8 protein-coding genes, 1 pseudogene and 1 riboswitch are annotated in these 10426 nt (G+C 71.2%); of the genes and pseudogenes, 7 read left to right on the top strand and 2 right to left on the bottom strand.

Annotation, left to right across the window (positions count from 1 at the left end; all coding sequences use genetic code 11):
• Positions 1 to 75 precede the first annotated feature (75 nt).
• Complete coding sequence (locus AB0M20_RS11575; protein ID WP_364297025.1) at positions 76 to 789, bottom strand: glutamine amidotransferase; 714 nt, start codon at positions 787 to 789, stop codon at positions 76 to 78.
• A complete protein-coding gene (locus AB0M20_RS11570; RefSeq protein WP_364297023.1) occupies positions 779 to 1999 on the bottom strand; it encodes a MurT ligase domain-containing protein in 1221 nt (406 codons plus the stop codon). Before AB0M20_RS11570 ends, AB0M20_RS11575 begins: the two co-directional genes overlap by 11 nt.
• Positions 2000 to 2416: 417 nt before the next feature.
• A riboswitch (cyclic di-AMP (ydaO/yuaA leader) is annotated at positions 2417 to 2574 on the top strand.
• Positions 2575 to 2580: 6 nt separating this feature from the next.
• Here AB0M20_RS11570 and AB0M20_RS11565 point away from each other — a divergent pair.
• The 7 genes and pseudogenes from AB0M20_RS11565 to AB0M20_RS11535 all read left to right on the top strand — a co-directional run.
• Entirely contained in the window at positions 2581 to 3363 is a 783-nt protein-coding gene (locus tag AB0M20_RS11565) for a C40 family peptidase (protein WP_364297021.1), read from the top strand.
• Positions 3364 to 3746: 383 nt separating this feature from the next.
• Positions 3747 to 4178, top strand: coding sequence for a division/cell wall cluster transcriptional repressor MraZ (mraZ, locus tag AB0M20_RS11560; protein WP_364297019.1), 432 nt, complete (start codon positions 3747 to 3749; stop codon positions 4176 to 4178).
• Between the two features lie 169 nt (positions 4179 to 4347).
• The gene (rsmH, locus tag AB0M20_RS11555; RefSeq protein ID WP_364297027.1) at positions 4348 to 5418 is read left to right on the top strand and encodes a 16S rRNA (cytosine(1402)-N(4))-methyltransferase RsmH; all 1071 of its coding nucleotides are present in this window, start codon (positions 4348 to 4350) and stop codon (positions 5416 to 5418) included.
• A pseudogene (locus AB0M20_RS11550) lies at positions 5415 to 5966 on the top strand (hypothetical protein); the annotation flags it as partial. The gene rsmH and the pseudogene AB0M20_RS11550, both read left to right, overlap by 4 nt.
• A gap of 159 nt (positions 5967 to 6125) precedes the next feature.
• On the top strand, positions 6126 to 8381 hold the full coding sequence (locus AB0M20_RS11545) for a penicillin-binding transpeptidase domain-containing protein (protein ID WP_364297017.1): 2256 nt from the start codon (positions 6126 to 6128) through the stop codon (positions 8379 to 8381).
• A 50-nt stretch (positions 8382 to 8431) separates the two neighbouring features.
• Positions 8432 to 9940, top strand: a complete 1509-nt coding sequence (locus tag AB0M20_RS11540) for a UDP-N-acetylmuramoyl-L-alanyl-D-glutamate--2,6-diaminopimelate ligase (protein WP_364297015.1) — start codon at positions 8432 to 8434, stop codon at positions 9938 to 9940.
• On the top strand, positions 9937 to 10426 hold a 490-nt coding region (locus AB0M20_RS11535; protein WP_364297013.1), incomplete at its 3' end, for a Mur ligase family protein. The genes AB0M20_RS11540 and AB0M20_RS11535, both read left to right, overlap by 4 nt.

Raw genomic sequence — 10426 nt, 5'->3', positions numbered from 1 at the left:
GAGGATGCCCCGCGGGGCGATCAGGGTGTCGGTCATAAAGGCTTACACTCCCGGTTCGTTCGGCGTTTGCGCTGGTCAGGCACTTGCTGCGGTGAGTCGCTCGGTCCGTAGCCGGTCTGCCCATGTGTCGTCGACGGGGGCAAGACTATCCAGCCCGGTGGCCCATCGCAGGAGCAGGTCGGCTACATCTGGGTTGCGGGCGAGCGCCGGGCCGTGGCTGTAGGTGCCGAGGATCTTGCCGTGCCAGGCGCCCTCGGTCTGGCCGTCGTTGCCGATGCCGGCGGTCACCCGGGCCAGCGGCGCGACGCCTTCTCCCAGGTGGGTGCGCCCGCCGTGGTTCTCGAAACCGGTCAGCGGGGGCAGGCCCAGCCGCGGGTCGACGTCCCCCCGCAGCTCGCCCACCGCCCGGGTCTCGCCCCGGTCGGAGGTCAGATCGAGCAGGCCGAGGCCTTGATACTTGGCACCCTTGGCGAAGAAGGAGTGACCGAACAGCTGATAACCGGCGCATACCGCCAAAACGGCCGCGCCCTGGGCCACTGCCTTGTGCACGCCGCCGTCGGTGATCAGTCGCTCGGCGGCCAGTGCCTGCGGACCGTCCTCGCCGCCGCCGATCAGGTAGATGTCGGCGGTCGTGGGCATCGGCTGGTCGGAGCGCACCTCGATGGTCTCGGCCGGGATGCCGCGCAGGGCCGCCCGGTGCGCCAGGATCAGCATGTTGCCCCGGTCACCGTAGGTCGACAGCAGATCCGGGTAGATCCAGACGACCCGGAGGGTGCTTTCAGTTGACACGGTCCAACTCCGCTCGGATGTCCTGGAACGCGGTGTAGTTCGCGATCACCTCGAGCCGCCCGGGGGGTGTCTCCCGGACCGCTTCGGTGAAGGTACGTACGTGACGGAAGGGCACACCGTTCACTTCGAGGCGCACCGCGAGGTCGTACGCGCGGTCACCGGTGATCAGCACTGACCGGCCGCGCAACGGGGAGAAGTCGACGTCGTAGAGCCAGGACGTGTCGAAGCCGTCGGGGTCGCGGGCGTTGATGGAGAGCAGGGTCGGCGCCTCGTCCGCCATGTCGAAGGCCTCGAGCCAGCTCGCCGGGTTCTTCGCCAGCAGCAGCCGGATGTTGCGGCCGTCGCGCTCGACCTGGGCGTAGCGGCCGGCGACGGAGGTCACCGCGGCCAGCCGGGGGACACCTTCCACGGCGCGGACCCCGAACTCGGCCGCGACCGCGAGTGCGGTGGCCGCGTTGCCGAGGTTGACCGTGCCGGGGAGCTGGAGCTTGACCAGGTGCCAGTCGCCGTTCGGGTCGAGCACGCCGTCGTCCTCGACGGTCCACTGCGCCGCCGGGCGGCGCAGCGGGCACCCCGTGCAGCGCCAGTCGCCGCCGACGCGCTCGATCGGCGAGCCGCACTCGGGGCAGACCCAGGAGTCGTCGTGCCAGCGCTGGCCGGCGCTGAACCAGGTGACGTGCGGGCTGGCGATCGCGGCCCAGACGACCATCGGGTCGTCCGCGTTGGCCACCACGCGGATGTCAGGGTGGTCGGCGAGCGCGGTCCGCCACTTCTGCGCCATCATCGCCACCTCCTGCGCCCGGTCGAGCTGATCGCGGCTCAGATTGAGCAACGCCACCGCGCGGGGAGTGGTTTCGTCGATCACCCGGTCGAGATAGTGCTCGTCCACTTCGAGCACCGCGAACGGGGTGGCGCCGGCCTTGGCCAGCGCCGAGGTGTGCCCGGTGGGCATGTTGGCGCCGAAGGAGTTGGTGGCCACCGGCCCGAGCACGCCCAGCGCGGCCGCCGTCAGCCGGGTGGTGGTCGTCTTGCCGTTGGTGCCCGACACCAGGGCGATCGCCCGCCCGGCCGCCAGGTTGCGCAGCAGGTCGGGGTCGATCTTCAGCCCGATCCAGCCGCCGATCACCGAGCCGTCGCCGCGGCCGGCCGCGCGGGAGAGCGCCGCCGCGGTCCGCGAGACGGAGCTCGCCACCTTTGCCCGTAGGGGCATCTTCCCGTCCGTCACGGACGCGACAGTACCGGAACCGGACATCGCGTCGAGTTGCCGGAATCGGTGGGTGGCGGCCTCGTCCGTCCGGCCGATCGCATCCTGGCCGGTAAAAGGGTTTAGGGCCGTGAACAGGGGACTTCCCACCGTCCATGATCATCTCATCACGCAGAATTTGTGTGGCGTGACTCACCCGTAACCTTCGACGCTTCGTGATCACGTCTGTGCGCAACGCATTGGCATTTGTCTCGGGTCGGTCACAAACCGGACACTGTCCATTGTGCCAACTACACAGAGTCACCGCTCACGCTCTGCAACCGTACGGGAATTCGGGTAGCAAGGTCTGGCCGGAGAGCAACCGCTCCCCGGTCGTGCGCACCCGGATCACGCCGAGCCCTGCCCCGGTCCGGGACCACGACCCGAGAACACGTACCGAACAAAGGCACCAGGGGGCAGGGACGGGGGACCCGGATTTACGGTCCGAACCGAGGACCTTGGGGTGAAGCCGCGACAAGCGGCCGGGCAACCTTCCCGCCCGAACCCGACAGCTAACCTCGCAGGCGTGCCGGAGGGACATCTCTACCGTGCACGGAAGCAGTATCAGCCGGCGCCGCAAGCTCAGCACCGGCACCATCGCGCTGTCCCTGGGTCTCAGCCTCTGCGCCGGTCAGCTCGTGGCCACGCAGCCGGCAGCGGCCGCCACACCCGTCGTGGCCGCGGCCGCGGCGAGGACGGTCGCGAAGGTCAAGATGACCAGCAACACGCGGACCATCCTGTACGGCAACACGGTCAAGCTGACCGCGAAGGTGACCCACCCGAAGACGGGCAAGGCTGTCACCGCCGGCCGGGTGGCCCTGCAGGTCTACCGCAAGGGCAAGTGGAGCACGTGGCAGACCAAGGGGTCCCGCAACTTCATCGCCAAGCCGCTGACCACCGCCTCGCTCCGCTTCAAGTTCCTGGGCGGCGGCGGCCTCTACGCGGGCATCAGCAACGGCATCAAGGTCACCGTCAAGAACAACGGCACCAAGGTGGTCAACGAGGCCGCGAAGCACAAGGGCGCGCTGTACCTGTTCGGTGCCGCGGGTCCCAAGCGCTTCGACTGCTCCGGCTTCACCATGTACGTCTACAAGAAGACGACTGGGCGCAAGCTGCCGCACAAGGCGAATTTGCAGCAGAGGTACGGAAAGGCCGTCAGCAAGAGCAAGAAGCAGGTCGGTGACCTGATCATCACCCGCTCCGGCTCGTACGGGTACCACGCCGCCATCTACGCCGGCGGCGGCAAGGTCTGGGACTCGCCGCACTCCGGTGCGCGGGTGTCCAAGCGCAAGATGTTCAGCAGTAACTACGTGGTGCGCCGCCTGATCTGAGGCAGCAGCACGGCAGCAACACGGCAACGGCGGGGCGTGTGTCCGAGGTTCTCGGATGCGCGCCCCGCCGTCGTCGTGTTCCCTCCATTTTCCTCCCCGGGTCGTCCGAACGGCCTCTCAAGCATGATCAAAAACGTGATTTCCTGCCCGCCTGGGCGTCATGTCGGGAAACGGACCGGCTGGGGTGCCAGAATCCCCTCCACTGGCACTCCACCTCGCTGAGCTGGCAATTCATCCGCGAATCCGTTTCAAGGACGCCGCCATTCCGGTTGCGAGTGGAGGGAAGTGGAGTAGAGTGGAGCGCAGTGGCAGGGGGGACCTGCCGGCCCAGCATCGACTCGGCGGACCGCGAACCGCCGGCAGGGGCGTAGGGGGGATGGCCGATGTTTCTCGGCACGCACACCCCACGCCTCGACGACAAGGGGCGGCTGATCCTTCCGGCGAAGTTCCGGGACGAGCTGGCGGGAGGTGTCGTGATCACCAAGGGGCAGGAGCGTTGCCTGTACGTGTTCCCGATGCCGGAGTTCCAGCGCATCGCGGGGCAGCTGCGCGAGCAGCCGGTCACCCACAAGGCCGCCCGGGCCTACAGCCGGGTGTTCTTCGCCAGCGCGCACGACGAGGTTCCCGACAAGCAGGGCCGGGTCACGATCCCGGCGCACCTGCGTGAGTATGCGGCCCTCAACCGTGAGCTGGTGGTGATCGGCGCGAGCACGCGGGTGGAGATCTGGGACAAGCAGTCCTGGGACGAGTACCTCTCGGCGAGCGAGGACGACTTCGCGGACATCGAAGAGGGGGTGCTGCCCGGGGGACTGTGACGGCGTCACTGCCCGTCCGTACTGCGAGATCTCCAGCCGCTTGCGTTCCTGGCGCCTCTTCCCCGGCGCCAGGCGCGGCGCCCGCCGGCAGCGGGCACGAGCGGATGGGGATCTGGCGGTACGGATTCGACGTCCGGATCGGACCGGGTGACGCAGGAGAGCCTGGCGACTGGGGGTCGACATGGGGGAGCCACGGGGCACGCATGTGCCGGTGCTGCTCGAGCGTTGTCTCGAGCTGCTCGCTCCCGCGCTGGAGCTCCCGCTCGCCGTACACGTGGATTTCACCTTGGGTCTCGGCGGCCACGCCGAGGCGGTGCTCGAGCGCTTCCCGGACGTCGTCCTCATCGGACTCGACCGGGATCCGGAGGCTCTGGAGCACTCCCGCCGGCGGCTGGAACGCTTCGGCGACCGGGTGCACCTGGTGCACGCGGTCTACGACGAGCTTCCGTCGGTGCTCGAGAGCCTGGGCCTCGAGAACACGGGCCACGGGCGGTTCCACAGTGGCCTGTTCGACCTGGGTGTGTCGTCGTTGCAACTGGATGAGCCCGACCGGGGGTTCGCCTACGCGCAGGACGCGCCTCTGGACATGCGGATGGACCAGTCGCGGGGGAGCACGGCCGAGGAGGTCGTGAACGGCTACGAGCCGGGCGATCTGGTCCGGGTGCTGCGGACGTACGGCGAGGAGAAGTTCGCCTCGCGGATCGTGTCGGCCATCGTCCGCGAGCGGGAGAAGGGACGCATCACGTCCACGGCCCGGCTCGCGGAGCTGGTCAAGGACGCGATCCCGGCCGCCGCGCGACGAACGGGTGGAAATCCCGCGAAAAGAACGTTTCAGGCGCTACGCATTGAGGTAAATGGCGAACTCGCCGCACTCGAGTCTGCGGTTCCGACTGCTTTGGACTCGTTGGCCCCGAACGGGCGCCTTGTGGTGATGAGCTACCAATCGTTGGAAGACCGGATCGTCAAGCGCGCCATCGCCGCGAGGGCGCGCAGCACCGGGCCGATCGACCTGCCGGTCGAGCTGCCCGGGACGGGTCCGCAGCTTCGCCTGCTGACAAAGGGGTCGGAGCAGGCGAGCGCGGCGGAGGTGGAAGCGAACCCGCGAGCGGCCTCGGTGAGGCTGCGAGCGGTGGAACGACTCGACGACGGGGCCGCCCGCGAACGGCCTCGCATGTCGACAACGCACGGGGGACGAGGGCGGTTACGCCCGGGGGAACGCCAGGAGGGGGAGGGACGATGAGCGAGCGTACGTACGCGCCGCGGTCGGGGGGCCGGACCGCGGAGAAGCGCAGCAGCGAGGCGCGCACCACCGAAACACGCACCACCGACACGCCGCGTCGCACGGGGGGTGCCGACGCCCGGGGGGTGCGCCGGAGCCCGGCCGTGACGGCGCCGACCCAGGGGACGGCCGCGCTGCGGCTGGACACCGCGGTCACCGAGCCGGTGCGCACCACGAGGCCGGCGCTGCGGGTGGCGCCGCCGGCGCCGATCCGGGCGCCGCGGGCACCGTTCATCGCGGTGGTCATCGCGATCGTGCTGGCCGGTGTGCTGGGCATCCTGCTGATCAACACGAAGACGATGGAGAACTCCTTCGAGTTGAGCACGCTGCAGGACGAGCAGGTCAAGCTCGACAAGCAGCAGCAGCAGCTGGAGAACCAGCTGGCCGGGTACGAGAGCGTGGGCAGCCTGGACGCCGCGGCCAAGCGGTACGGCCTGGTCAAGGGCGAGCCGGCCTACATCCGGCTGCCGGACGGCAAGATCATCGGCGTGCCGAAGCCGGGCCAGGGCGAGCCGGCGATCACCGCGCAGGACGGCGCGGCACCGGCCGGGTCGGCGCAGGCCGGGTCGGCGCAGGCCGGGTCGACGCAGCAGGGCGCGGCGACGCAGGGTGCGGCCCCGCAGGGCGGCAACACCGGCGCGGCCGCGCCCGGCACGGGGCAGTAAGCCGTGTCGCCGAGAGCCGAGGAACCACCGCGCCGGGGCCAGCCGCCCCGGCGCGGTGCGTCCCGTGACGTTCCGCCGGAGGACGAGGGTGCCCGGCGCGGTTTCGGCGGCATCGGCGAGGCCCGGGCGTACACGCCGCGGGGACGCACCGTCGCCGAGCGCGACCAGCGCACCCGGTCGCCGCGGGCCGGGCGGACCACCGATCCGTTCCGGCCGGCGTTGCAGGTGCTCGACGGGGGAAAGCCGGCGCCGCCGCGCAAGCGGCAGCCGGCCGAGGAGCCCGAGGCCGCCCCGCAACGGACCCCCGAGCCACCGAGGCGGGGGCCGGCCAAGAAGGTCACGGCAGCGAAGCGGGAGCCTGCGACCAGGGACAAGCAGAACGGCCGGGTCCGGGCGGGGGCGGGCGGTACGCGTACCCGGATGGCGCCGGAACCACGCCGTGTCGCCGGCAGCCGGCCGGCCAAGAGCGCCCCGCCGCGCAGACGGCCCGCGCCCGCCGTCCCGGCCGAGCCGCCGCGCCTGGCCAACAGCGCGCGCCGGCTCAGGCTCGGCACCGTGCTGGCGCTCGCCCTCTTCGCGACCATCGGCGTGCGGCTGGTCGTGCTGCAGGTGGTCGAGTCGCCGGAGTCGCTGCAGCGGCTGCTGCGGCAGCGCCAGGACCGGCTCACCGAGGTGCTGCTGCCGGCGCCGCGCGGCAGCATCCTGGACAGCGGCGGCGAGGTGCTCGCGCACAGCGTCGAGGCGCGGTACATCTACGCCGACCCCGAGCTGGTGCAGAAGCCGGCGGAGGTCGCGGCCAAGCTGTCCCCGCTGCTGGGCGTCGCACCGTCCAAGCTCACCCAGCTGATGGCCCGCAAGCAGCGTCCGGGCGGTGGCGCCGTGCGGTTCGTCTACCTGGCCCGCGGCGTGGACGTGGCGGTGGCCGACCGGATCGCCGCGATGAACCTGCCGGGCATCCGCGAGGACCGCGACGAGCGGCGCGACGTGCCGGGCGCCGACCTGGCGGCGAACCTGATCGGCTTCACCGGCGAGGACCACACCGGGCTCGAGGGTCTGGAGGCGCGCTACGACGAGCTGCTGCGCGGCACCGACGGCAAGCGGGTCTACGAGACCGGGCGGGGCCAGCTCGACAAGGAGATCCCCGGCGGCTACCACAAGCTGACCCCGGCCTCGCCGGGCACGTCGCTGCAGCTGACCATCGACCGCGACCTGCAGTTCGAGGTGCAGCGGATCCTCGGTGAGCGGATGGAGGACGTGGACGCCACGGTCGGCGGCGCGGTGGTGCTGGATGTCAAGACCGGCGAGGTGCTGGCGCAGGCCAGCTACCCGGCGTACGACGCGCAGAAGCCGTTCGACTACAAGCCGGTCAACCGCGAGGACGTGGTGACCAGCGTGATCACCGACCCGGGTTCGACGCACAAGGCGTTCATCTTCGGCGCGGCGCTGCAGGAGGGGCTGGTCAGGCCCGACTCGGTGCTGACCATCGGCCCGGCGCTGGAGCGTGGCGGATATACCTTCTCGGACACGCACCGGCAGAAGAAGGGCACCAAGATGACGATGGCGGGGCTGCTCGCCTACTCGTCGAACGTCGGCACGATCCTGATCGCGGACAAGCTCGGCAAGCAGCGCGTCTACGAGTACCAGCAGAAGTTCGGGCTGGGCCGGGCCACCGGCGAGGGCATGCCGGGCGAGGCCGAGGGCAAGCTGCTGCCGCCGGACGAGTGGAGCGGCTCGGCGGCCGGGTCGATCCCGATCGGCCACAGCGTCGACGCCACCCTCATCCAGATGGCGGCCGGCTACGCCACCATCGCCAACAACGGCACGTATGTGCAGCCGCACCTGATCAAGGCGACCATCCCCTACCAGGGCCCGGCGGTTCCGGCTCCGGCGCCGGCCACCCACCAGGTGCTGCGGCCGGAGGTGGCGGCGCAGCTGCGGCTGCTGATGGAGGCGGTGGTCGACAGCAAGGGCGGCACGGGTACGCAGGCGCGCGTCGACGGCTGGCGGATCGCGGGCAAGACGGGTACGGGCAAGCGGCTGATCGACGGCCAGTACACCAAGCACAACGCGGGGTCGTTCATCGGCATGGCGCCGGCGGACAACCCGCGGTACGTGATCGCGGTGTTCGCCGACGTGCCGACCGGCACCGGCGGTGACGTGGCGGCGCCCGCCTTCGCCGAGATGATGCGCACCACGCTGCTGCACTACAAGGTGCCGCCGTCGGGCACCAATCCGCCGAAGTTCAAGATCTTTCCCTGAGGCCATGGCGTTCGCAGGGGTTCGCGGAACACCGGGTAGGGTCTGACGCCGTGCCCGGCATTCCCCGTCCCACGACCGTCCCGCCGCGCCGGACGGATGACCTCGCGGCCCTGGTGGGCGCCCGTGCGACCGGTGGTGACGCGACCGTCACGGGGGTCACGCACGCCAGCGGTGAGGTGCGTCCGGGCGATCTGTACGCGGCGTTGCCGGGGGCGCGGCGGCACGGTGCGTCATTCGCCGGCGAGGCCCGGGACAGGGGCGCGGCGGCCGTCCTGACCGACGCCGAGGGCTCGGGGAACGCCGTTGGGCTCCCGGTGCTCGTCGTCGACGACCCGCGCGCCGTTCTCGGCACGGTGGCGTCGGCGATCTACGGGGACCCGACGTCGCGGCTGACGATGATCGGCATCACCGGGACCGCGGGGAAGACCTCGACGGCCTATCTGATCGAGGCCGGGCTGCAGGCGGCCGGGCTGACCACCGGGCTGATCGGCACGGTGGAGACGCGGCTCGGCGATCTGACCGTCGACAGTGTCCGGACCACGCCGGAGGCCACCGACCTGCACGCGATGCTGGCGTACGCGCTGGAGCGCGGCGTCCAGGCGGTGGTCATGGAGGTGTCCAGCCACGCGCTGTCCATGGGCCGGGTCGGCGGGGTGCGCTTCGACGTCGGCGGCTACACCAACTTCGGCCTCGACCACCTCGACTTCCACGCCGACGTGGACGACTACTTCGCGGCCAAGGCGAAACTCTTCGACGGCCGGTGCCGCGTCGAGGTGCTCAATCTGGACGATGAAGCCCTGCGCCCGCTGTTCAAGCCGGCCACGATCTCGTATTCCGCGGCCGGCGACGACAGCGCCGGCTGGTGGGCGTCGGCGATCCGGCCCTCCGCGTACGGGCAGCGCTTCACCGCGCACGGCCCGGCCGGAGCGGTCGAGGCCGGTGTCTCGCTGCCCGGCCGGCACAACGTGGCGAACGCCCTGCTGGCCCTCGCCGCGCTCACCGCCGTCGGGGTGCCGCCGGAGACCGCCGCCCGCGGCGTCGCGAGCTGCCCCGGGGTCCCGGGCCGGCTCGAGCAGGTCGCATCGCCGGGCGAGATCCTGGGCGTGGTCGACTACGCGCACAAGCCGGACGCCATCGTGGCCGCGCTGGCCGCCCTCCGCGAGCTGGCCTCCGCCCGCGGCGGCCGGCTGGTCTGCGTGATCGGCGCGGGCGGCGACCGCGACACCGGCAAGCGCCCGCTGATGGGCGCGGCCGCGGCCCGCGGCGCCGACGTGGTCGTGGTGACCGACGACAACCCGCGGACCGAGGACCCGGCCGCGATCCGCGCCGCCGTCCGGGCCGGCGCCGAGCACACCGGCGCCGCGGCGAAGATCATCGAGGTGGCCGGCCGGCGTGCCGCGATCGACGAGGCGGTCGGGCTCGCCGGTCCACGCGACGTGGTGGCGGTGCTGGGCAAGGGGCACGAGCGGGGTCAGGAGGTCGGCGGCGAGGTGCTGCCGTTCGACGACCGGGTGGAGCTGGCGGCGGCGCTGGCGGGACGGACGGGTGGCGCGGCGTGATCCCACTCTCGATGGGTGAGATCGCCTCGATCACCGGCGGCACCCTGGTGAACGCGGACCCGGCCGTCGTGGTCGGCGGCCCGGTGGAGTACGACTCCCGCAAGGCCACCGCCGACGGCCTCTTCGTGGCGTTCGCCGGGGAGAAGGCGGACGGCCACGACTTCGTGTCGGGCCCCTATCTGGGCACCCGGGATGTCGGCAAGCCCGGTGTCGTCGTCACCAAGCAGTTGGCCGCGTTGGCTGCGCTGGCTCGTGCCGTGATCGATCGCCTGCCGTCGTTGACCGTGGTTGGCCTGACCGGTTCCTCCGGAAAAACGACGACGAAGGACTACCTCGGGCAACTGCTCTCGCAGCTCGGTCCGACGATCTCACCGCCCGGCTCGCTGAACAACGAGCTCGGGTTCCCTTACACGGTTTTGAAAGCCACCCCTGATACGCGCTTCCTCGTGCTTGACATGGGCGCTCGAGGCAACGGACACATCCGCT

It is taken from the genome of Actinoplanes sp. NPDC051633 (assembly GCF_040681735.1).
Taxonomy (GTDB): Bacteria; Actinomycetota; Actinomycetes; order Mycobacteriales; family Micromonosporaceae; genus Actinoplanes.
Note: the sequence above shows the minus strand (reverse complement) of the source record. Positions and strands in the feature narration are given on the sequence as shown.